This window comes from Bacillus sp. RC252, from assembly GCF_044909215.1.
GTDB lineage: Bacteria > Bacillota > Bacilli > Bacillales > Bacillaceae_G > Bacillus_A > Bacillus_A mycoides.
Map to the genome: position 1 here is coordinate 15,707 of NZ_JBIYDV010000013.1, position 21,818 is coordinate 37,524.

24 protein-coding genes and 1 other RNA gene are annotated in these 21,818 nt (G+C 36.3%); 4 read left to right on the plus strand and 21 right to left on the minus strand.

Going from position 1 to position 21,818, the window contains the following annotated elements; genetic code table 11:
• Window positions 1–72 precede the first annotated feature (72 nt).
• The 8 genes from ABH960_RS18455 to ABH960_RS18490 form a co-directional block, all read right to left on the minus strand.
• Complete coding sequence (locus ABH960_RS18455; RefSeq protein ID WP_002011942.1) at window positions 73–2,010, minus strand: ATP-dependent DNA helicase; 1,938 nt, start codon at window positions 2,008–2,010, stop codon at window positions 73–75.
• 138 nt (window positions 2,011–2,148) lie between these two features.
• Window positions 2,149–2,331 (minus strand): DUF3921 family protein, encoded by a 183-nt coding sequence (locus tag ABH960_RS18460; protein WP_113937070.1) that lies wholly within the window; start codon window positions 2,329–2,331, stop codon window positions 2,149–2,151.
• Between the two features lie 61 nt (window positions 2,332–2,392).
• A complete protein-coding gene (locus tag ABH960_RS18465; protein ID WP_002011868.1) occupies window positions 2,393–3,532 on the minus strand; it encodes a THUMP domain-containing class I SAM-dependent RNA methyltransferase in 1,140 nt (379 codons plus the stop codon).
• 180 nt (window positions 3,533–3,712) lie between these two features.
• Window positions 3,713–4,104, minus strand: an RNA gene (gene rnpB, locus ABH960_RS18470) — RNase P RNA component class B.
• 87 nt (window positions 4,105–4,191) lie between these two features.
• A complete protein-coding gene (gene gpsB, locus ABH960_RS18475; RefSeq protein ID WP_000622428.1) occupies window positions 4,192–4,527 on the minus strand; it encodes a cell division regulator GpsB in 336 nt (111 codons plus the stop codon).
• A 97-nt stretch (window positions 4,528–4,624) separates the two neighbouring features.
• A complete protein-coding gene (locus tag ABH960_RS18480; protein ID WP_002011870.1) occupies window positions 4,625–5,179 on the minus strand; it encodes an SLOG family protein in 555 nt (184 codons plus the stop codon).
• A gap of 56 nt (window positions 5,180–5,235) precedes the next feature.
• Window positions 5,236–5,661, minus strand: coding sequence for a spore coat protein (locus tag ABH960_RS18485; RefSeq protein WP_404447391.1), 426 nt, complete (start codon window positions 5,659–5,661; stop codon window positions 5,236–5,238).
• Between the two features lie 156 nt (window positions 5,662–5,817).
• On the minus strand, window positions 5,818–6,480 hold the full coding sequence (locus tag ABH960_RS18490; RefSeq protein ID WP_404447394.1) for a YppG family protein: 663 nt from the start codon (window positions 6,478–6,480) through the stop codon (window positions 5,818–5,820).
• Window positions 6,481–6,657: 177 nt separating this feature from the next.
• Here ABH960_RS18490 and ABH960_RS18495 point away from each other — a divergent pair, with 177 nt between their 5' ends.
• Window positions 6,658–6,849, plus strand: coding sequence for a YppF family protein (locus tag ABH960_RS18495; RefSeq protein ID WP_012260642.1), 192 nt, complete (start codon window positions 6,658–6,660; stop codon window positions 6,847–6,849).
• A gap of 25 nt (window positions 6,850–6,874) precedes the next feature.
• On the opposite strand, the gene ABH960_RS18500 is transcribed toward ABH960_RS18495, so the two are convergent.
• Together ABH960_RS18500 and ABH960_RS18505 are read right to left on the minus strand one after the other, a co-directional pair.
• Window positions 6,875–7,219 carry a YppE family protein gene (locus ABH960_RS18500; protein ID WP_002011864.1) on the minus strand — a complete coding sequence of 115 codons (345 nt, stop codon included), beginning with the start codon at window positions 7,217–7,219 and terminating at the stop codon, window positions 6,875–6,877.
• A gap of 15 nt (window positions 7,220–7,234) precedes the next feature.
• The gene (locus ABH960_RS18505) at window positions 7,235–7,477 is read right to left on the minus strand and encodes a hypothetical protein (protein ID WP_002011865.1); all 243 of its coding nucleotides are present in this window, start codon (window positions 7,475–7,477) and stop codon (window positions 7,235–7,237) included.
• Window positions 7,478–7,595: 118 nt separating this feature from the next.
• On the opposite strand from ABH960_RS18505, the gene ABH960_RS18510 reads away from it, so the two are divergent.
• Entirely contained in the window at window positions 7,596–7,742 is a 147-nt protein-coding gene (locus ABH960_RS18510; protein ID WP_306475192.1) for a phage portal protein, read from the plus strand.
• 343 nt (window positions 7,743–8,085) lie between these two features.
• Here the strand turns inward: ABH960_RS18510 and ABH960_RS18515 are convergent, their stop codons facing one another.
• Entirely contained in the window at window positions 8,086–9,111 is a 1,026-nt protein-coding gene (locus tag ABH960_RS18515; RefSeq protein ID WP_219301832.1) for a DUF2515 domain-containing protein, read from the minus strand.
• Between the two features lie 103 nt (window positions 9,112–9,214).
• Here ABH960_RS18515 and recU point away from each other — a divergent pair, with 103 nt between their 5' ends.
• A complete protein-coding gene (gene recU, locus ABH960_RS18520; protein ID WP_002030800.1) occupies window positions 9,215–9,817 on the plus strand; it encodes a Holliday junction resolvase RecU in 603 nt (200 codons plus the stop codon).
• Between the two features lie 66 nt (window positions 9,818–9,883).
• Complete coding sequence (locus tag ABH960_RS18525) at window positions 9,884–12,598, plus strand: PBP1A family penicillin-binding protein (RefSeq protein ID WP_404447399.1); 2,715 nt, start codon at window positions 9,884–9,886, stop codon at window positions 12,596–12,598.
• A 26-nt stretch (window positions 12,599–12,624) separates the two neighbouring features.
• On the opposite strand, the gene ABH960_RS18530 is transcribed toward ABH960_RS18525, so the two are convergent.
• The 10 genes from ABH960_RS18530 to panB all read right to left on the minus strand — a co-directional run bounded on the left by ABH960_RS18530 (window position 12,625) and on the right by panB (window position 21,792).
• Window positions 12,625–13,143 (minus strand): YpoC family protein, encoded by a 519-nt coding sequence (locus tag ABH960_RS18530; protein ID WP_113937066.1) that lies wholly within the window; start codon window positions 13,141–13,143, stop codon window positions 12,625–12,627.
• Between the two features lie 3 nt (window positions 13,144–13,146).
• Window positions 13,147–13,794, minus strand: coding sequence for an endonuclease III (gene nth, locus ABH960_RS18535; RefSeq protein ID WP_061688853.1), 648 nt, complete (start codon window positions 13,792–13,794; stop codon window positions 13,147–13,149).
• Between the two features lie 15 nt (window positions 13,795–13,809).
• Window positions 13,810–14,517, minus strand: a complete 708-nt coding sequence (gene dnaD / locus ABH960_RS18540; protein WP_000728546.1) for a DNA replication protein DnaD — start codon at window positions 14,515–14,517, stop codon at window positions 13,810–13,812.
• A 121-nt stretch (window positions 14,518–14,638) separates the two neighbouring features.
• Complete coding sequence (aspB, locus tag ABH960_RS18545) at window positions 14,639–15,826, minus strand: aspartate transaminase AspB (RefSeq protein WP_113937065.1); 1,188 nt, start codon at window positions 15,824–15,826, stop codon at window positions 14,639–14,641.
• Between the two features lie 18 nt (window positions 15,827–15,844).
• Window positions 15,845–16,348, minus strand: a complete 504-nt coding sequence (locus ABH960_RS18550) for a cell wall elongation regulator TseB-like domain-containing protein (protein ID WP_113937064.1) — start codon at window positions 16,346–16,348, stop codon at window positions 15,845–15,847.
• Window positions 16,349–16,355: 7 nt separating this feature from the next.
• Entirely contained in the window at window positions 16,356–16,526 is a 171-nt protein-coding gene (locus ABH960_RS18555; protein WP_002086589.1) for a YpmA family protein, read from the minus strand.
• 250 nt (window positions 16,527–16,776) lie between these two features.
• Window positions 16,777–19,581, minus strand: a complete 2,805-nt coding sequence (dinG, locus tag ABH960_RS18560) for an ATP-dependent DNA helicase DinG (RefSeq protein ID WP_404447406.1) — start codon at window positions 19,579–19,581, stop codon at window positions 16,777–16,779.
• A gap of 130 nt (window positions 19,582–19,711) precedes the next feature.
• On the minus strand, window positions 19,712–20,095 hold the full coding sequence (gene panD, locus ABH960_RS18565; protein WP_000490176.1) for an aspartate 1-decarboxylase: 384 nt from the start codon (window positions 20,093–20,095) through the stop codon (window positions 19,712–19,714).
• A gap of 12 nt (window positions 20,096–20,107) precedes the next feature.
• The gene (panC, locus tag ABH960_RS18570) at window positions 20,108–20,956 is read right to left on the minus strand and encodes a pantoate--beta-alanine ligase (RefSeq protein ID WP_404447411.1); all 849 of its coding nucleotides are present in this window, start codon (window positions 20,954–20,956) and stop codon (window positions 20,108–20,110) included.
• Entirely contained in the window at window positions 20,956–21,792 is an 837-nt protein-coding gene (panB, locus tag ABH960_RS18575) for a 3-methyl-2-oxobutanoate hydroxymethyltransferase (protein WP_404447414.1), read from the minus strand. The genes panC and panB overlap by 1 nt, the downstream gene beginning before the upstream one ends.
• Window positions 21,793–21,818 lie beyond the last annotated feature (26 nt).

The following is a 21,818-nucleotide window of genomic DNA, read 5'->3' on the forward strand; positions in this document are numbered from 1 at the left end:
AAACATAAATTCCTTTTCTAATAGAAAAAAAGCTTGGCAAATGCCAAACTTTTCCCTACAACATTTTTTCGCTTAAAGTACTTTTCCTTCTACCGGAAGTACTTTCTTCACTGCTTCTATCACTTTTTCATCTTCATTATCTGATAAGAATAATGATATAGCACCTTTATCTTCACTTGTACGAATTAAACGTCCAATTCCTTGGCGAAGACGTAAAATCATATAAGGCACATCTACGTCCCAGAATGGATCATTCACATGTTTACGCTTCGCCTCAAACACAGGATCGTTTGGAGGGAATGGTAATGACCAAATAATAACATGTGATAATGATGAACCTGGAATGTCTAAACCTTCCCATAAATGAACGGCACAAAGTACAGTCTCTTCTTCATTTTGGAAACGAGAAACGAGCTGACTAATTTCTTGATCTCCTTCATATAGAAACGGCACTGACATTTGCTCTTTACTTACATATTCTTTAAACGCTGCAAGTTCTTGCGTTGTACGGAATAATACGAGTGTACGTCCATTTGTTTTTTGTATATTTTCAAGTGTATATTGACACTTTCTTTCCCATTCATTTTCTTTCGTATACGGAAGTAAGTTTACTGTCATTTGCTCTTCATAATCAAACGGCGAAGCAACTGAGAATGATAAGTAATCTTTTACCCCTAGACTATTTGCAGTAAATGCGAACGAATCATTGTCAGATAATGTCGCAGAAGAGAAAATATATGGAATCTTCTTCGAGAATACTTTTTCTTGTAACACTTCTTCAACTGCACGCGGCATAATAACTAACGTGAAAGCACCATCGCCTTCTTCACCCCACGTAATTACATTTTTCTCGTGCATGAAAAGACGAAGTGAATGCTCTAACACATCTAAATGCTCATCAACAATATTTAAATCGTATGTGTTTACTGTATGCATTTCACTTTCAAATACTAATGCATCACCGACTTCACCGATTTTCGCATAAAGTCTTTTCGCTTCTGCAGTTACCTTTTCTGTCACAGTAATTTCTAAACGATCAGAACCTTCAATTTCCTTTTTATTCTCTTGTAGTACCCCAAAGAATTGTTCAGTTTGCCAAATTGTTTCTTCTACTAAATGTGCGAACTCTTCACGAATATCATTTTGTAATAATCTCGTTAAAAGTTGCTCCATCATCGTTTGTTTTAAACGGTACGTTAAAGCTTTTTGAGCTGCATATTCTACAAGATGCCCTTCATCGAATACAACGCAGCTACTTTCTGGTAATAACGGAATTTGTCCTTCACGTTTGCGAGCTTCGTACGTCCAAATATGATCCATATAGAAATCTTGAGAACAAATGATTAAATCTGCCGCTTTACGATAATGCTCGCGCGAAAGAGTTTGACCACAACGATGACGAGAATCACAAGTGAAGCAATCTTGGAAGTAATCCCAGTTTACCTTTGACCATTCCTCGTCATTTAACAGTGGAAATTCTTTTCGATCACCATAGTGAGTAAAGTTCTGCATCGTACCATGATCGAATACGAACTGAGGTAATTCGTAATATACATCTTCAATTACTTCTGGAGCTCGTCCACTCATAACATCTTCAAGTTTACGTAAACATAAATAATTATCCATTGACTTCGCAAGTCTAACATCAACAGATAGCCCTAATGCTTCAGATAACTTAGCAATGTCTCCTTCTTCTTTCACAAGCTGCTCAATTAACGTTTCATCTGCACAAGCGATAATAGCCGGCTTCCCTGTATAACGTGCATAACAAATTGCATATAGAAGATATACAATTGTTTTCCCTGTTCCTACACCTGCTTCTGCAAACATAACTTTCTTCTCTTGGAAAGCGCGCTCTAACTGAAACGCCATAAAAATCTGTTCATCACGCTCTTCAAAACCTTTTTCCGGAAGAATGTCGTAAAACACATCTCCAATCCACTCATTCAACTTATCATAAAAATTATCTTGTTTTCCTACTTCAAATGGTAACCTATTCTCAGTAAACATCCTTAGCCTCCAACCAAACAGTTTTTCTATAAAAAGATATAGCAACTGCTACTCACATGTGTGCAGCCACTTTCCCCTGTTACAATACATAGAAATACACGAAAAAAAATTTTCCTTTCGAAAAAGGAAAATTTTTTTCTATATTAATGACCTTAAATAACGTTTATCAATCGCTGTTTCATGTGAAAGAGCTGACAAATATTCTTCCTGCGCTTTTTGTATTCCCTCTACAATTGCACCTTGACTATCCACTTCTTTTCCGAGCTCATCATACGTACGGTGAATAGCTTTTTGAATCATCGAGAATTGGAAACTATCCATATCACTTCCTCCTTTACGCATTACATAATAGCCAGTATATGCGTGCTGGAGGAGTTTTATACTATGAATTACGCGGTGGACGCTTTCCGAAGTATTGATAGTAATCTGTACGGATAAATCCGTTAAACAGTTTACGCTTTTTCGATGCATCTTTCCCATAACATTTCTCAAATGCTTCATAACTTGTTAATAAATACATTGACCACGTATCTAATGGGCGGAATACCTCTCCCATTTCTTTATATAATTTTTCAACAAGCGCTCTTTCACTTAAACGTTCTCCGTATGGAGGATTCGTTACAACATAGCCATATTCCTCTTTTGTCGTGAAATCTTTTACTTGCATTTGTTTAAATGATATAAGATCCCCTAATCCAACTTCTTCTGCGTTATCTTGGGCAACTCTTATCATACGGTGATCGATATCTGATCCAATGATTTGCAATGGTTGATTATAATTAGCTAAATCTTCAGCTTCTTGACGAGCTTCGCGCCAATTTTGTTTACCAACCCAGCCCCATTCATCCGATGCAAAACCTCGGTTAAATCCTGGTGCGATATTTTGTCCAATTAATGCAGCTTCAATTGGAATTGTACCAGATCCACAGAAAGGATCAACGAAAGGACGATCCGCCTTCCAGTTTGTTAACTTAATTAAAGACGCAGCTAATGTTTCTTTTAAAGGCGCTTCACCTTGCTCAAGACGGTATCCACGTTTATGAAGACCTACACCACTCGCATCGATTGTTAACGTCGCAATATCCTTGAGCATTGCAATTTCAATACGGAATAACGGGCCATCTTCTTCAAACCAAGTTGTGCGTCTATACGTTGTTTTTAATTTCTCAACAACAGCCTTTTTAACGATACGTTGGCAGTCTGAAACGCTAAATAATGTTGATTTCAAAGATTTCCCAATAACAGGGAATTCTCCGTTCTCTGGAATATAATCTCCCCAGTTTAACGCTTTTGTTTTTTCAAATAACTCATCGAATGTTGTTGCTTTAAATTCGCCGACTTTAATTTTCACACGGTCTGCAGTACGTAACCATAAATTCGTACGACAAATCGCTTTTTCATCCGCTTCAAACGTTACCTTTCCGTTTTCCACTTCACATTCATAACCAAGATCGCGAACTTCTCGGGCAACTAACGCTTCAATACCCATTGCCGCTGTTGCAATTAAAGTAACTTTTCCCATTTGCATTCACCTCTTATGTATAATCAAACAATAATTAATAACATGTTTTCCTATTAATTATCACATATTACGAAGAATATTCTCATTTACCATTTTAACTCACAATTTATAACTTCATACAAATAAAAAGCCCTCCTCTAACAAAGGAGAGCTGAGTTATTTCATAGTTGGTTCATAACGTTCTGTAAGCCATGTTCTGTTCCTTTGTACTGCAAACGGCCCACGCCTCGTACTCCGGTGGTAATCATCTATCTACAGGTTACGAAAACCTGTCCTTTCCCATCGTTCATTTCCTTGGAAAAGATTCCCCTACCATTATTTGGGTTTCTCGCTCGTGGGGTTTACCTCGTTCCACTCCTATCATTTCTTCAAGGACTTCGTCACTGTGGCACTTTAAAGGTAGTCAAACCATATCCGAAAGGACTTAGGTTTTTTCCCTGCCGTTAAACCAGCCTTGCAGCCAGAATACCCTAGCTTATGACTTGGCTAGGCACGAACACTACAGCCATCTCAGGCCGTGCGAGCATGGACTTTCCTCTACAACGTTGGCGTTGCAGCGATTACCCAAACGTTATGACAAACATTAGTATAGTGGAAACAAAAAGATTTTGCAATGTTTTTTTCTATGTAAAATACTTTAACCTTTTTGTTACCTTAATTTATTCGTATAACTTACTTCCAAATACAGCTTTTTCTAAATTAGATAGACGTTTTAAAATATCCGTATTCGTATTGTTATACACTGGTTGTGCAACTGGTGTTTGTACCGGTTGTTGCGGAACTTGTGTTGCCGCTACTTTCTGCTCTTCTAATTCACGTTTCAAACGAACGTTTTGTTGTTTTAATTGATCAAATTCCTTATGAAAAGCTTCATAATCTTTAATAATCATATCAAGAAACTTATCTACTTCTTCTTGTTGATAACCTCTCATACCTGTTTTAAATTCTTTTTCTAAAATATCTTTCGCTGTTAATTTAATTTTATCCGAAATCATTTTCTTCACCTCTAATTTTTGCCAAAGCTTTCATTAACTAAATTTTTTCAGAAACAATGCCTTTTGTCAATCAAATATACGAGTACTATATTACATATTACTCTGCATTATTCCACTGTTCCTCTTCCATTATATCTTGTAAATCAGAAAAAAGAATAAAATAACTGTGATAATTTTCTATTTCTCCTTTTTTCTTAGCTGCTTCTACAATATATTTAGGGCTCCCAGACTTTTCTTCATCATATACAGCTAAAAGTGCATCGCTTTTTTCAATAAAAAACTGATTCTTTAATTTAAATTGCTCTGGGCTTTCGTACTTCCGTTTCGTAATACTATCAATGTGATCTGCTTGCGAAAGAATAAATTCGTAATATTCACGGTTATCTTCCTTCCAATTTTCTTCTTGTTCTAAAAAAGGAGTAAATACCGCTAATTTTAAATCTGGATATTCTACTTGAATTTCAAAAACAACTTCAGCAGCCCATAGCTCTACTCCTAACTGGCCGCTAATAATAACCCATTCCAAGCCTTCTTCTACAAAAACAGTTAATTTACGACGCAGCGCCTTTTTTATACACTCTACTCCTGGATGATCATTTTTAAATATTCCAAGTTCAAACGGCTTATATCCTGTTACAGCAACAACCTTCATATCAACACTCCAATTACAAAAAAAGAACTAGCATTTCGCTAGTTCTAACATATCATTTACTTTTTAAACATTCCACCAACGTTTGGTCCGATATTTGGTCCAAATGGTGATACATTCGGTCCTGGTCCAAATGGTGATACGTTCGGTCCTGGTCCAAATGGTGATACATTCGGTCCTGGTCCAAATGGTGATATTTGATGCCCCTGGTGATGATGGCCATGACCGCATGGTCCACATCCTCCGCCGAATCCCGGATCACCAGGATCTACAACGTTTACGTTCGAGTTTGTTTGTGGAAAGAAGCTTTGATTTTTAATTTGTTGATGATGAACATGCGTTGTATGGGTTGGAAAAATGTGTGGCACCACCGTTGTTGAAAAAGAATGTGTTACGCATTGTTTTGTTGGATGAATGACAGGAGCTGTCGTACAAATAGGTCCTACAGGCTTATGCCCTCCAAAGCAAGGATGACAATGATGCATAGTTTTTTCTCTCCTCTCTCATTAAAAAAATCTGACTACACTTTACAATATGAGCGAGGGGGTAAAGCCGCTTGTTATATATACCCATTTATTTCATGGAAATTTGTCTAGTATCCAAATTCATACGTAATACCTATTATAGACAACCCCCTACTATTATTTACCAAAAAAGCCCCCGACTTGCTTAACAATCCCTGTTACTTGATTCATCGCGTTCATCATTTGTCCAGCTGTGTTCATCATTTTATTTACATCGTAGTTACCATCTGATGATTTAAATTGTGAAACAAAACTAGAAAACTGACTTGGTTGCTGTTGCTGTTGCTTTTGTTTATTTATCGTTGGATATGGTTGTTTTGGTGGATAAAACATAGCTTGTTGATTTACATATTGAGCTGGCGACATGTAGTTTTGTGAATTCATATACGCTTGCTGTGGTTGATTCGTATACATTTGCTGCGGCTGATTCATATGCGGTTGTTGCGACTGATCCATGTGCGGTTGCTGCGGTTGATTCGTATACGCTTGTTGCGACTGATTCATATGCGCTTGCTGTGGTTGATTCGTATATGCTTGTTGCGGTTGATTCATATGCGCTTGCTGTGGTTGATTCGTATATGCTTGTTGCGGTTGATTCATATGCGCTTGCTGCGGTTGATTCCCAAAAGACACTTCAAATGGTTGATAATAATTTTGGTTTCCATAATGAGGCTCGAAAGGATACATATTATATCGTAAATATGTATCCTCATTATATTGGTACATATTTTGCTGTGCATATGGATTTGCTTGCTGATATACATTAGGTTGTTGAAACATGCATTCTCTCCTCCTTGGCATAAGTTTCTACATATAGAATATGTACCTATAAAATAAAATGTGTGACGGATTACCTGTCTGTTTTTGTCGGAAGTTTAAATTTTTAAAAAAATTAGAAAGTAAACCCTTCCATGCTATGATAATAAGGAAGAAGATTCTCATGGGGGAGGAATCAACATGGTATTAGGGGATTTAAAACAAGCGTTTTCTCAAAAAAAGGGGTATTACACAGAAAATTCGAATGAACTGTTAGACTTTGCAAGACATTGTTATCTTGAAGGAAAAATATGCATATCAGATTACCGAACATTAATACGTGAATTAGAAATAAACGGTGCAACAAAACCTACAACAGTGACCGAGGCATAAAAAAACAAGAGGGTTTTCCCTCTTGTTATTTACATTGATCTACGATATTTTGCAAAGTATACGAAATAGCTTGATGAGTTTCAAAGAAACGTTTACCTTTTCCCTTATTAACAAAACATTGTAGCACATTAGTTTGTAAATTATCATACACTTGATCAATTTGTTGTACATGTATATACTTAGGTCTTTCTTCCTTTATCCACCTATAAGCTAATTCTTTCCACATCTCTAACTCAGCATCTACAATATCAACAAATGGCTTCATATCCTTATAAAAATCATATTCAGCCATCTCTCTTTTTTTCACATTCGCTTCATCATTATACTGCATTAACTTCTCCGAAGACTGGATTAATGCTTCATGTCCCATTTTGTTCCCACCTTATTATGCACTCACTACGACGTTTTGAAATGTCTTTACCCAGCTCCCTTTTTCTTCGTGATGCACTAATTTATTTTCCATATGTTCTATATGCATTTCTGTTATTTCTATCTTATTGCATATTTTTTCACCTTTATCCTTCAATGCATGATTCATTCTAATCCCAATCTTCATTTCCAGCAAATCGAGAGAACTTAACATTTGATCCATTTTTTTCATAACATCTTCCTTCTGAACCATCGCCATATTTAAAACGCCCCCTTCTTTGCCTTTCCTTTGTCATGTAATTTCGCCGATTGATTAATTACTCCTTCTCACATGACAAAACTAGTTGATATTCGTCAAAGAAATCATTTAGTATGCCATTTTTAGAAATGGTAACAATACAAAAAGGAGGTGTATTACGATGGCAAAAAATAAAAACGAAAAAAAGAAAAAGCAAAACAAACAACAAAACAAACCTGAGACTGGGAATCCAAAGCTTGATGGTCCAAATTTCCCCGCTACATAAAGTGAAACTTTAATCAGTGGGGTTTTGTTCATCCCCCACTGATTATTAGCCCGCACCAATCGGGTGTTTACGGGCAGCAGGGCTTCCACCTACCTTCTTTGCTCCAGCCGAATTTTGAGGTGGGAGTTTTACTGTCCGCAAATAGCTTGATAAAATGACACTTTAATCAAAGTGGCTTTTACAAACAACTATTTTCTAGTCTACCTTACCTCTTCGCTTTCGATAAGTGTTGAAGTTAAAGTCGTACTGCCGGCAAATAGCCGATTAGAAAGTAACTTGTTGTAGAGCATATTACTTTTAATAAAGAAGTCCCGCCTTCATTTAAGAAGGCGGGACTTCTTTATTATATCATGAACTCATCTATTCTTTTAACAAAACTACTTAATATAGAAAGAGTATGTATTTGCTCCCTCTTCTTTCTATACCATTCTGTTATATTAATTTCCCCCTTAGGTTTTTCAAGTAAAAATAATGAATCTATTTCCAACCCGTCACTAAACCAATCTTTTTCAATTAATTTTTCATGAGTGACAATAGAATACACATCCCGAAGAGCCGGCGTACATGATTTTCTAATTCCCCTTATATTACATTCATAATCCATCCTAGATCCTGTATGCCTAGTTTGCACTGCAAATTTATAAAAAGAAGCCTTATACTTTGAATGAAATAATAACCAAGCTAATTGCTTCCCCAGTTCTATACGTTTTTGCAACGTTTCAAATTGATAAACTGAAAATCCATACATTCCCCCTTCCACCATTGGAAAAATAACTGCACTAACGTGAAATATTTCTTGAAATTTGAATAGTGCAGTATCAAATACATGTTTTTGAAAGTATGCATTCTCAATTACTGGTTTTTGAATTTTATTTTGTTCATTAATAATAAGTGCCGTCATAAGCCTATTTATATCTTTTTTCTCCCAAAACGCGACCCATTCTTTTTCCATAAAAATTGATATGTTGAAAAATTGTAACAAATGAAAGAGCGGTGCACATCTCTTTTTACTTTCCTCATACAGTAATAGTTGAGGAAATGCATCTAAAAAAATGAGCCAATTGGCTTTCTCATACAAAAGAAATAATCGTCTCTTAACTGTTTGAGATAAAAGATTAGAATAATATTCTCCTTCTAAATCTGTCATGTTCCATCCCCCATTCCTTGAAACCATGCTTGCTAAAAAAGACCATCTAATTTCTCTATTTCTCAAATAATATTCTTGGTAAGATTGTGTACGTGAAATATTATCTACGTTAGCTACATCCGTGCTCTCCTTAATATTAAGAACTATAGCTTTTTCCTCTTCTGTACAAAAAATATCATTACGGGTCTGTTTAATTTTTTCGTAATCATTCCATCGAAACATGAGTAAGTCACCATACCTTTCTTGAAAAAGGTCACATCTTTTTTCATTTTTTGATATAATCACCTTTGTAAGTAAATCTTATCAAGTTGGGAGTGGACAAAATATGACCATTCGTTACCCAAATGGAAAAAGGTACGATCAAGCTTCACAACCTCATAAAACACCAATAAAAAAACATACTTACAGTAATAGAGGTATGTCCCTTGAAGAGGAATTGAATGACACCAATCAATATTACTTAACCCATAATATTGCATGCGTACATAAAAAACCTACACCTCTTCAAATTGTAAAAGTAGATTACCCCGCTCGAAGTGCTGCAGTGGTAAAAGAAGCGTATTTCAAACAACCTTCTACAACAGATTACAACGGTGTATACAAAGGGAAATACATCGATTTTGAAGCGAAAGAAACTAAAAATAAAACCAGCTTTCCACTTCAAAACTTCCACCTTCATCAAATTGAACATATGAAGCAAGTAGTCGCTCATAATGGAATTGCATTTGTTATTATTAAATTTACACTTTTTGATGAATTTTATTTATTAGATGCAAAACATATTATTGCATTTTGGAATCGTCAAAATACTGGTGGACGTAAATCGATTACAAAACAAGAAATAGAAGAGCATGGGTCTTTATTATCATGCGGTTATCACCCTCGAATTGATTATATCCGCGTACTAGACACGGTTTATTTTTCGTGATAGAGTCATCACTAAGGCTCTTTTTTCGACTTTTGGGGGAGAGAATGAAAGGTAGGAGAAAGTATAATGTCAGATAATTATCGTTCTCGTACAGAACGAAATCATGTAAAAAATCAAACGAAAGAAACAAATAATAAAGAAGAAAAACCAAAGAAAAAAGGTTCCTTTTTCAAGAGATTTCTTATAGGTTGTCTACTTCTTGGTATCGTCGGTCTCGTAGCTGGCGTTTCGGCCTTCTTTGTTATGGTAAAGGACGCTCCAAAACTAGACAAATCAAAGCTAGTCAATCCTTTATCAACAAAATTCCTTGATAAAAACGGGAATTTCTTCTATGAATACGGTGCTGAAAAACGAACCCATGTTACATACGATCAAATTCCAAAAGTAATTGAAAGTGCATTCCTTGCGACTGAGGATGCTCGTTTCTACGATCATAATGGAATTGATTTTAGACGTACTGGAATGGCAGTCATGGAAAATGTCACTGGTGGTTTTGGATCACAAGGTGGTAGTACGATTACACAGCAAGTAGTTAAAAACTATTTTCTAACGATGGACAAAACTGCAAAAAGAAAAGTGCAGGAATGGTACTTATCTTATAAGTTAGAGCAACAGTACTCAAAACATGAAATTTTAGAAATGTACTTAAATAAGATTAACCTCGGTAATCGCTCTTACGGTATTTCAACAGCAGCAAAAAAATATTACGGCAAAGATTTAAAAGACATACAACTACACGAAGCTGCAATGCTCGCTGGTTTACCCCAAGGTCCTAACATTTATGATCCAACAAAACCAGATAACGTTGATAGAGCAACGAAACGTCGTAATATCGTATTAACATTAATGAACCGACACGGGTATATAACGAAACAAGAAATGAATGACGCAATGCAAATCTCTGTAACACAAGGACTTCTTCCATCTTCAGAAGTGACTGAAATGAAGTATCAAGCATTTATAGATGCTGCTGTAAAGGAAGTTGAAAAAGAATACCCTGATGTAAATATCGGTTCAGATGGTTTAACGATTCATACAACACTTGATCAAGATGCTCAAGATTACGCTGAAAAAATTATGGATGGGAATCTCATCAAGTATCCAAACGATCAATTCCAAGGATCATTCGTATTTATGGATACTCAGTCTGGAGAAGTTCGAGCAATCGGCGCTGGTCGTAAAGAAAGTAAGTCTACTTTCAAAGGTCATAATATGGCAGTTGATTTAAAACGCCAAGTTGGTTCAACAATGAAACCAATTTTCGACTATGGTCCTGCAATTGAAAACCTTCAATGGTCTACTTATCATCAATTAAATGACTCTGAATATACTTACTCTGATGGCACAAAGATTAAAAATGCTACGGGTAATTTTAAAGGTGACGTTTCACTTCGTGAAGCATTGAAGAAGTCATTAAACATCCCGGCTTTAAAAACAGCTCAAGCAGTCGGTATTCCTAAGGCACAAGAGTTTGCTGAAGGTTTAGGAATGACGTTTAAAGATGGGAAAGCATATGAATCTACTGCAATCGGTAGTAATGAAGGCTCTCCGTTAGATGTCGCTGGAGCTTATGCAGCATTTGGAAATGACGGTGTATACAATAAACCTCATTTCGTTAAAGAAGTTATTTTCCCAGATGGAAAAAAGAAAAGCTTTAAACCGAAAGAACAACGCGCAATGCATGACTATACAGCTTACATGGTCACTGACGTTCTTCGTGACGTAGTAAAACCTGGTTCTGGCGGTACAGGTCCAACAGCATATGTTTCAGGTGTAGACCTAGCAGGTAAAACCGGAACACAAAACTTTGATAAATCTGTTATTAAAAAATACGGTATTCCAGCAGATGCCAACAGAGATAGTTGGTTCGCAGGATATACACCACAATATACAATGGCTGTATGGACTGGTTATGAAAAAGATAGCCCAGAAAATTACATTAGCGATCGTTCTACTAGAATTGCTCAGCAAATGTTCCAAGCAATGATGAGCAAATTTGCTACGGATAATTCTCGTTTCGAGCGCCCTTCTTCTGTACAAGAATTAAATGGAGAACTGTACATTAAAGGTGCGAAAAAAGATGCAGTTAAAGAAATTAAAGTAGATCCACCTAGTGGCCTTAATGTCGCTTTCGATGGCGCTAGCACAGTGACACTGAACTGGTCTGGACCATCATCAAATGTTGATGCATACGCAGCAAGCTATAAAGCTACTGACGGTTCTAGTGGTAGCTTATCAGTAAGCGGTACGACAGCTACTCTTGGTGGTATTAAACCAGGTGTTACTTACAGTTTCTCTGTAGTAGCGAAAAAGGGTACTGGAACAAGCCCTGCAGTTGGTGCATCCTTCACTGCCCCTGGTGGAACTCCAGATGCGAAAAAAGCTGACGAAGAAGCTAAGAAAAAAGCTGACGAAGAAGCCCTGAAAAAGACCAATGAAGATAAACTAAAACAAGAAGAAGCTAAGAAAAAAGCTGATGAAGATCAGCGTAAACAGCAAGAACAGCAGCAACAGCAACAGCAAGAACAACAACGTAAACAACAAGAACAACAGCAGCAACAAGAACAACAACGTAAACAGCAAGAAGAAGCTCAAAAGAAAGCCGCTGACGAAGAGGCTAAGAAGAAAGCTGACGAAGAAGCTAAGAGAAAAGCCGACGAAGAAGCTAAGAGAAAAGCTGACGAAGAAGCTAGAAAAAAAGCTGAAGAGCAACAACACCAACAAAATACCGGAGGAGATACACCTCACGCGGACGGAAATGTTGTTACAACAGAGTCTTAATAAACAAAAAAAGAAGTCGGTTTCTCTTAATGAGAAATCGACTTCTTTTTTGTTATCATTTTCTTTACATATAGCTTTTCTATTTCGATATACAACTGTACTAATTGAATATACGAATGGTAATTACTCGGTTTCTTTATAATAAATGAATATCGCTCCATAAAGTTAACAGGTTGTACTTCCAATTTATTCGTATTTACTTGCATCTCATTCAAACTATGAACAGGCTGCTCATTTAACCAATATATAACCGATAGAAAGTGCGCTGCAAAAAGAATCATCGGACCCTCAGCTTCTTGTTTTTTTCTGTTCCGAAATAGTATAGCAATTTCTTCATGCTTGCTTTTCCATATATTTAACACCGCTGGAATACTTGTTTCAATTTCATTCCATGGTTCATATTGTCTTTCAATATCAAATATAAAGTAAGTATTTTGTATTATTTCTTCAAAAGATTGGTCTGTGTGATACGTAATCGAATTTGCACTCTCTTTAAAAAATGGTACGCACCGAAACTCTTTCGGTATTTCTATAACTCGCTCCATCCTTTATTTCCCCTTCATTCGTTTCTTTCCTTCACGACATATTTCTAGTAATCGACACTCTTCACATTGTGGTCGCTGCGCCTTACAGTAATAACGTCCGAAGAAAATCATACGGTGGTGTGTAACTCCCCACTCATCCATTGGAATTTTCTTCATCAATGTCTTTTCCACTTCTAACACAGAATCTTTCCATCTACAAATTGCTAACCGTTTACTCACTCTCTCTACATGCGTATCAACAGCAATCGCTGGAATCCCAAATGCTACCGAAACAACTACATTCGCTGTCTTTCTCCCTACTCCTGGTAATTTCGTCAGCTCATCACGGTCTTCTGGAACTTTCCCGTTATAATCATCTAGTAACATCCGGCACAATTTTTGAATATTTTTCGCCTTATTTCTAAACAATCCAATGGAACGTATATCTTGTTGTAATTCTTCTAAAGGCACACTTAAATAATCTTCTGGTGTTTTATATTTTTGAAATAAGTTTTTCGTCACCTTATTCACAAGTGCATCTGTGCATTGTGCAGATAATGCCACTGCGATTACAAGTTCAAATGGATTATCATGAATTAATTCACAATGCGCTTCTGGATACATATCCGCCATTGTATCTAAACAATAACGAATTTGCGTTTTGTTCAACATATCTTTCCTCCTACACTACTGCTCCAACCAATTATAAAAAGGCACTTTCCCAGTAAATTTCGTCTCTTGTTTTGTCGTTTGTTGTGTGCGTTGTTGATTCGCTCTAAATTTCTGGCCTTGATTTTGCGCTTGATCTACCGTTTTAATTCCGTTCTTTTTCCACTCAAACAAAATACGATCAATATACCGGAAATTAAGTTTACCACTCATAACAGCTTCACGAAGAGCCGCTTGAATTAAATTCGGATGGTGTTGATCTTGATCTTCCCACATCCCTAATGTTTCACATTCAAATGGCGAAAGTGGTCTTCCGAATTCTTTTTCAAATACTGTATATAAATTTACTTGAATTTGTTTTTGTTCTTTTTGCTCTTCCTCTATAGATTCATTCATTAAAAAGTGCAATATTTTTTCCCACAGTGGTTGTAAAGAATAACTTTCACACATCATCGCTTCAGATCTTCGTCCACCTTCTAGTGCTAAAAAACCTTTTTGGATTAAAGTCTGAATCACTTCCATGCATTTCATTTCTGTTATCGTCATCCGTTCTGAAATCTCCGAAGGAGTCGGGAACGAATTACCTGATTCTAAAAATGTGTGTACATGAAGTACTACCATAAATTCCGTCTCATTTAAACCTAGCTTTTTATAATGCATCATAAGCAATTTAGGAATCGCTATGCTTCCCTGTTCAAACCATTGTAACATCATTTTCTTTTTCATCACCAAACACCTCGTTCTCTAGTATAACACACCTTTAGCCATTTCTTTTTGCCACAATTCGTCAAAAAAACCTCCCTATATATAGGGAGGTTTTTTACCATTTACTACAAGAAACAGACGATTAAGCCTGTACCTTACTTTTCATGAACGTATGAATTCGTTCTAATGCTTTCTCAACTTGCTCAAGAGATGTCGCATACGATAATCGAACGTTATTTGGTGCACCAAATCCTGTACCTGGAACAAGAGCCACCTTTTCTTCTTCTAATAATGCTTTTGCCCACTCATCAACTGTATCATACCCAGCTAACGCTACGGCTTCTTTTACATTTGGGAATAAGTAAAAAGCACCGTGTGGTTTGATACAAGTGAAACCAGGAATTTGAATTAATTTATCATAAATAATGTTCAATCTTTCTTCAAACGCTTGACGCATTGTTTCTACGGGTTCTTGTGAGCCTGCATACGCAGCAATTGCACCGTATTGAGCAATTGAAGTAGGGTTTGACGTACTATGACTCGCTAAGTTCGTCATCGCTTTAATAAGCTGCTTATTTCCTGCTGCATATCCAATACGCCAACCTGTCATAGAATGTGATTTAGATACACCATTAATAATAAGTGTTTGTTCTTTTAGTGCATTAGAAAGCTGGGCAATTGAAGTATATTCCGCGTCACCATAAATTAATTTTTCATAAATCTCATCTGAAACGATTAAGATATCATGCTCTAAACATACTTCTCCAAGCTGTTGTAATTCTTCTTTGCTGTAAATCATCCCTGTTGGATTGCTCGGTGAATTAATAATAACAGCTTTCGTTTTCTCTGTAATTGCCTCACGCAGCTGCTTTGCTGTAATTTTGTACTCATTGCCTTCTAGACCTTCTACATAAACTGGCTTACCACCAGCAAGCTTTACTTGCTCAGGATAACTTACCCAATAAGGAGTTGGGATGATAACTTCATCTCCTTCATCAAGTAACACTTGGAATAATGTATATAATGCATGCTTGGCACCATTACATACAATAATTTCAGATGGATCATACGCAATTCCTTGATCACGAGTAAACTTCTTCACAATTTCTTGTTTTAACGCTTGTAATCCACCTGTTGGTGTATATTTCGTATGTCCTTCTAACATCGCTTTATGCGCAGCATCCATAATATGTTTTGGCGTATTAAAGTCAGGTTCTCCTGCTCCTAATGCAATTACATCATGACCTTCTGCTTTTAATGCTTGTGCCTTTGCTGTAATTTCTAAAGTTGCAGATGGTGTTAAAGCAGCTACTCGCTTTGCTAATTTCATTTGTAGTTCCCCCTACATCTATTTTTCAATGCTATAGTGTCCAGCATAAACCCCATTTTGAAACTCTAAATAGTAATACGTATAACGATCTTCCTGATCAATATATGTAATTTCCCACAATGGAATATCGTTTTGAGCACCTAATTTTACTTTTATAATTTCTTTTGGTTTCGGCTTCGGCTCAGCACCTTCTCCTGTAGCTTGTTCAGCCAATTTTTGCAAAGCTTCTTTTTTAGAAATACCTTCGCTCTTTTTCTTCACAAGGACATTTCCTTTTTTATCAGGCACCCAAACGATAAGTTGTTCTCCTTTTTCATCTGCACCTTGTACGACTGTATATGAAGATTTTCCATTATAATAATCAACAGTATTTACCTTTGTAAGCTTTGCCTTTTCTTTCGCAATTTCTACAGACTTTGACTCTTTTGGAATTTTCTTTTCCATCGCTTTATTATAAACATATGCCCCATATATTCCGCTAGCAACGATAACGATAATGATTGTAAAGATCCACTTTTTCATTGTATCACTACGTTCTGTAAATCGTAAATACAGCTGTTTCTTTATCTTTTTCGTCTAATGCTAATCCGAACATGAGGTCCTGCTCTTTTAACGTACGATTCAAACCATCAACAATTTTATACAAGTCAGACGAATATTTAATACGCGTCGTTGATAGGACTTCGATTTTCTTATCCATGAAAAAACTCCTCCGTTACACAAAAATTTCTAATTATAGAAGAACGCAATGCGGTTACAATAAGAGTACATTCTTTACAACCCCTGCTTCATCACCCATCTATTATAGCAGGACATGTACAGCAAAAAAAGGTTTCAAATCGAAAAGCAATATATTTTGTATACAAGAAGTAAGAAAAATAAAATTCCTCCTACCCACATTTTTTACGCCTGAAGTTTAAATGTACTTCAGGCGTATTTTTCTTCCAATTTTATTCATTTGACGATTCTTCTAACTGTACTAACAATTCTTCTAACGGTCCTTCATAGAGCGGTACAGTTGGGACTGATTGTAAAAATCGTTTTCCATAAGAAGAACTTGTCAAACGACGATCTAATACAAATACAGTTCCCGTATCTGTATTTGTTCTAATAAGACGACCAAACCCTTGTTTAAAACGCAAGATTGCTTGTGGGAGCGCCAACTTATCGAATACGTCTTCTCCTTGATTTTTTAACCACTCTCCTTTTGCTTCCATCATCGGCTGATGAGGAGGGGTAAAAGGCAGACGGACAATGACAAGACAACTCAGAGCATCTCCAGGTATATCTATCCCTTCCCAAAAACTACTTGTTCCTAACAAAATCGATTTGTCGAACTCCTGGAATTTGCGGATTAGACGACTTCGGCTCTTATTATTCACACTTTGCGTTAATAATAAATATCCTTCTAATGTCTCATCATTTTTCAAATTCGTATACGCTTCTTTCAACATTTCATACGAAGTGAATAAAACGAGCATTCTACCTTTTGTAGCTTTCGCTATTTTCGCAATATGTGCCGATATAGACTCAATATATTCTTCATTACTTGCTTTCTTAATAAAAGGTACATCCGTTGAAACCATTAATTTCATTTGCTCTTCAAAACGGAATGGTGATGGAACCTTTAATGTATTGGGAGCAAAATCATGTAAACCTAGCTCCTCTTTTATATAGTCGAATGAATCATTAACTGTTAACGTTGCTGATGTGAAAATAACACTCTTTTTCTGGGTTAAAAATTCATCAGCAAATCTTTCACCAATATGAATAGGCTGCGCATATAGAACTGTTGAATGAATCGTTCCCTTCGTTTCAGTCTCCATCCATGTCACGTATGAATTTTTTTCTAAAATGAGTAATTGTAAAGATTGTGCCATCTTTCTCAACAACTCAATTAAATGCATAAATTCACCTGTAACGACATGCATCTCCCATTCTAATTTACTTTGCAATATTTCAACTTGCTTCTCAAGTGTAGTCAATAACTTTCTTACATCATACACAAATCGATTTGTTAACTCGGTAATGCTATCCCATAACTTACCTTTCTCTACTTCCGTGTTATATCGATAAATGAGTGGCATATTGCTCATCCCTTGTTCCTGCTTTGTTTGTTTAAATACGAAAGTCCGTAACATTTGAAATAGTTCATCCGCATCAAATTTCAATTCCTTCAAACTATGACTCACCATACGGAAAGTCGAACGCGATGCTTGCTCTGATTTTTTCATCATTTTATATACTTTAGAAAGTACATCATCTGTTTCTAGCGTACCAAGACGAGATAAAGCTACTTGAAAATACATGCATGAGAACTGTTCACCTAATGTTCTACTCGCCGCTTCCTCGATATGATGAGCTTCATCAAAAATAATATGTTCACATGAAGCAAATAGTGGTTCTTCACTTGAAAAATCTTGAAATAATAACGCATGATTTGTAATAACGATATCTGCAAATAATGCTTTATTCTTTGCTCTTTGATAAAAACAACGACTATACCAGTTGCTTTGCATCCCGCCTGGACTATGTACATCACTACAAATACGGTTCCAAAGTAACTTGCCGCCCTCAGGAATATTTAATTCATCACGATCGCCAGTTTCCGTTTGCAATAACCACACTAAAATTTTTGCTTTTGTGAGCGCCATATCATAATTTTTCTCTTCCTCTTGCAAAGCATATTCAAATTTATGTAGACACAGATAATGCTTTCTTCCTTTCAGAAGAGCTACTTCAAATGAAAATGGCATTATTTTCTTTAATAAAGGAATTTCTTTTTCTAGTATTTGTTGTTGCAATTGTACAGTTTGTGTACTTATAATGACAGGTTCTTCTTTTTTCTTTGCGAAATAAATACTTGGAAGTAAATATGCAAGCGTCTTCCCCGTACCTGTTCCTGCTTCAATCAGTGAAAACCTAGAATCTCTTAGCGCTGTATATATTTCCTTCATCATAATCTGTTGGCTTTCTCTTTTTTCAAACTTTGGCATATTCAATTCAAGTTTATCGATTGTCTTATGTAAGAAAGCATCAAATTTAGATGAGTATATTTCACTGAGGCTTAAAGAATAATTCCGCTTTCGAAGCGCAATATTTCGATACACCTCATAATCCTCTGCCTCTTCTTTACCATGCATCATTTTCTTTAAAATATTTTCAGAAAGTACATCAGCTATATCACTTTGGAAAACATCACTTAATTCATAAAGCGATTGTAATGTGACAAGTGGTAACTTTTCAATTTCACTTAAAAATTGTAAAAACAACTCCGCTGTTGCAAGAGCATCACTATCCGCACGATGTGGTTGATCGTGCTCTAGTTCATGCTGCTTAGCTAAATCACGTAATTTATAACTATCAGCTGTCGGCAAAAGAATTTGCGCCAATTCAACTGTATCAATTTTAGGACAATGTACTTCTGTATATCCAGCCTGCCTTAATTCTTCATTTAAAAAATTCCAATCAAAGTGAACGTTATGTGCAACAAAAGCCGCACCTTGTAATAGCTCAACAATCATCGGGGCTACATCTCGAAATAACGGGGCTTGTTTTACAAGATCTTCATCAATCCCAGTTAATTCTGTAATAAATAGGGGAATCTCTCTCTTCGGATTAATAAAAGATGAAAAAATCTCTAATATCTCTCCATCTTCCACTACAACAGCTGCAATTTGGGTGATTTTATCCTTCCCATCCTTCCAGGAGTTCCCTGTCGTCTCTAAATCAACAACGACATAACGCTTACTCATATATGTAACACCTCAATTTCTTACCTATCAAACACAAAAATTATATAATGTTACTATACCACGTTTTACCTCATCTTAATGAAAAGATGCACAAAAAAGCTATCTCCTTAATTAGAGATAGCCTTCCTACTTATAATATCGTGCCAGCTTTTTCAGCACCTAACATTTCAATAATTTGATTATCATCGTCTAATACTGCAATTTTCGGCTCTTGTTTATGAATATTTTCTTCTGCCACTAAACCATAGCAAATAATAATAACTTTATCACCCGGTTGTACAAGCCTTGCAGCTGCACCATTTAAACACACAACACCGCTACCGCGCTCTCCTTTAATAACATATGTCTCTAAGCGAGCTCCATTGTTGTTATTTACAATTTGTACTTTTTCATTTTCTACAATATTTACCGCATCCATTAAATCTTCATCAATTGTAATACTACCTACATAATTTAAATTTGCTTCTGTTACAGTTGCACGATGTAACTTCGCTCTCATCATTGTGCGAAACATAGATGCTCCCCCTTATTTCCCCATTAATGTTATATTGTCAATTAATCGTACATTTTCAAACTTAACTGCAATCGCTAAAATGATTCTTCCTTCAATTCTATTTATTGCTTTTAAAGAAGGATATGCATATAAATCAGCATAATCTACAGTGCCTTTCGTATACTTCTCAATATGCTCTTTCACAAGATTCATAATGATTTCCGGATTACGTTCGCCTGCCTCAATTCGTTCTTTCGCTATACATAGACTGCCGTATAAATGAGGAGCCTCTTCACGTTCTTCTAGTGATAAATACACATTACGAGAACTTTTCGCTAATCCATCTTCTTCCCTTACAATATCAACTGGTACGATCGTAACGGGAATATTAAAATCAGTTACGAATCCTTCAATTACAGCTACTTGCTGTGCATCTTTCATACCGAAATAAGCACGCGTTGGCAATGTAATATTAAATAGTTTCATTAGTACAGTCGCAACACCAGCGAAATGACCAGGTCTTTGTTTGCCACATAATACGTCGGTACGCTTCACAACTTCTACTGTTGTCGTTTGTTCTGCTGGATACATCTCTTCTACACTCGGATAAAATAAATAATCAACACCATTTTCTTTTGCTACATTTTCATCTCTATCAATATCACGTGGGTATCGATCTAAATCTTCATTTGGTCCAAATTGTAGTGGATTTACAAATACACTTAAAACTACAATTTCATTTTCTTCCCTTGCCTTACGTAGTAACGTAGCATGCCCTTCATGTAAATACCCCATCGTTGGAACAAAACCGATACTTTTTCCACTTGCATGCAGTTCGTTTGTAATTTGCTGCATCTCTTGCACTGTAGTTATGATTTTCATTATTGTTTTCCTCCGTATAACGCTAAGCACTCTTCCTCTTTCATTGTGAATGAATGTTTTTCTTCAGGAAATTGCCCTGTCTTTACTTCAGTAACGTATTGCGAAATCCCTCGCACAATCTCCTCTTGAACAGACGTATATTGCTTCACAAATTTCGGAACACGATTTACGCCGTACGAGATAAGATCGTGGTATACAAGAACTTGCCCATCTACTTTTTGTCCTGCTCCAATTCCGATTGTAGGAATTGCTAACTGCTCTGAAATAAGTTCTGCTAATTGCATTGGCACACATTCTAGCACAAGTGCTATCGCACCAGCTTCCTCACATTTCTTTGCATCTTCTATTAATTTTTTTGCACTTTCAGCATCTTTCCCTTGTACTTTATACCCACCTAGCACTCCTACAGATTGAGGAGTTAAACCTAAATGCGCCACAACGGGAATTCCCGCATTCGTTAAGTAGTGAATAGTTGATATAACTTCTCCAGCACCTTCTACCTTTAATGCATGTGCCCCGCTCTCTTGAACAATGCGACGTGCATTAATCATCGTATCTTGCAATGAGACATGATAAGACATAAATGGCATATCAGTTACAATAAACGTCTCTTTCGCTCCGCGGCGTACAGCTTTCGTATGATGAATCATATCCTCTACTGTTACTGGAACTGTTGAATCATACCCAAGTACAACCATTCCTAGAGAATCACCCACTAAAATCATATCGACTTTAGCTTCTTCTGCTAATTTAGCAGATGGATAATCATACGCCGTTAGCATTGTAATCGGCTCACCTTGCTCTTTCATTTTCAAAAAATCTGTTGTTGTTTTCAAAAACTACTCCTCCTTTATGCAGGAGA

What these genes read in the sequence shown, in the direction of transcription:
- ABH960_RS18525 (WP_404447399.1), top strand. Translation starts at nt 9,884, where the DNA reads ATGTCAGATAATTATCGTTCTCGTACAGAACGAAATCATGTAAAAAAT.
- aspB (WP_113937065.1), bottom strand. Translation starts at nt 15,826, where the DNA reads ATGAAATTAGCAAAGCGAGTAGCTGCTTTAACACCATCTGCAACTTTA.
- gpsB (WP_000622428.1), bottom strand. Translation starts at nt 4,527, where the DNA reads ATGATTTCGGATAAAATTAAATTAACAGCGAAAGATATTTTAGAAAAA.
- dnaD (WP_000728546.1), bottom strand. Translation starts at nt 14,517, where the DNA reads ATGAAAAAGAAAATGATGTTACAATGGTTTGAACAGGGAAGCATAGCG.
- recU (WP_002030800.1), top strand. Translation starts at nt 9,215, where the DNA reads ATGACCATTCGTTACCCAAATGGAAAAAGGTACGATCAAGCTTCACAA.
- ABH960_RS18485 (WP_404447391.1), bottom strand. Translation starts at nt 5,661, where the DNA reads ATGCATCATTGTCATCCTTGCTTTGGAGGGCATAAGCCTGTAGGACCT.
- ABH960_RS18495 (WP_012260642.1), top strand. Translation starts at nt 6,658, where the DNA reads ATGGTATTAGGGGATTTAAAACAAGCGTTTTCTCAAAAAAAGGGGTAT.
- ABH960_RS18550 (WP_113937064.1), bottom strand. Translation starts at nt 16,348, where the DNA reads ATGAAAAAGTGGATCTTTACAATCATTATCGTTATCGTTGCTAGCGGA.
- ABH960_RS18515 (WP_219301832.1), bottom strand. Translation starts at nt 9,111, where the DNA reads ATGTTTCGATGGAATGATTACGAAAAAATTAAACAGACCCGTAATGAT.
- dinG (WP_404447406.1), bottom strand. Translation starts at nt 19,581, where the DNA reads ATGAGTAAGCGTTATGTCGTTGTTGATTTAGAGACGACAGGGAACTCC.
- ABH960_RS18480 (WP_002011870.1), bottom strand. Translation starts at nt 5,179, where the DNA reads ATGAAGGTTGTTGCTGTAACAGGATATAAGCCGTTTGAACTTGGAATA.
- ABH960_RS18465 (WP_002011868.1), bottom strand. Translation starts at nt 3,532, where the DNA reads ATGGGAAAAGTTACTTTAATTGCAACAGCGGCAATGGGTATTGAAGCG.
- panD (WP_000490176.1), bottom strand. Translation starts at nt 20,095, where the DNA reads ATGTTTCGCACAATGATGAGAGCGAAGTTACATCGTGCAACTGTAACA.
- ABH960_RS18490 (WP_404447394.1), bottom strand. Translation starts at nt 6,480, where the DNA reads ATGTTTCAACAACCTAATGTATATCAGCAAGCAAATCCATATGCACAG.
- ABH960_RS18455 (WP_002011942.1), bottom strand. Translation starts at nt 2,010, where the DNA reads ATGTTTACTGAGAATAGGTTACCATTTGAAGTAGGAAAACAAGATAAT.
- ABH960_RS18505 (WP_002011865.1), bottom strand. Translation starts at nt 7,477, where the DNA reads ATGGCGATGGTTCAGAAGGAAGATGTTATGAAAAAAATGGATCAAATG.
- ABH960_RS18460 (WP_113937070.1), bottom strand. Translation starts at nt 2,331, where the DNA reads ATGGATAGTTTCCAATTCTCGATGATTCAAAAAGCTATTCACCGTACG.
- ABH960_RS18530 (WP_113937066.1), bottom strand. Translation starts at nt 13,143, where the DNA reads ATGGAGCGAGTTATAGAAATACCGAAAGAGTTTCGGTGCGTACCATTT.
- nth (WP_061688853.1), bottom strand. Translation starts at nt 13,794, where the DNA reads ATGTTGAACAAAACGCAAATTCGTTATTGTTTAGATACAATGGCGGAT.
- ABH960_RS18555 (WP_002086589.1), bottom strand. Translation starts at nt 16,526, where the DNA reads ATGGATAAGAAAATCGAAGTCCTATCAACGACGCGTATTAAATATTCG.
- ABH960_RS18500 (WP_002011864.1), bottom strand. Translation starts at nt 7,219, where the DNA reads ATGGGACATGAAGCATTAATCCAGTCTTCGGAGAAGTTAATGCAGTAT.
- panC (WP_404447411.1), bottom strand. Translation starts at nt 20,956, where the DNA reads ATGAAAATCATAACTACAGTGCAAGAGATGCAGCAAATTACAAACGAA.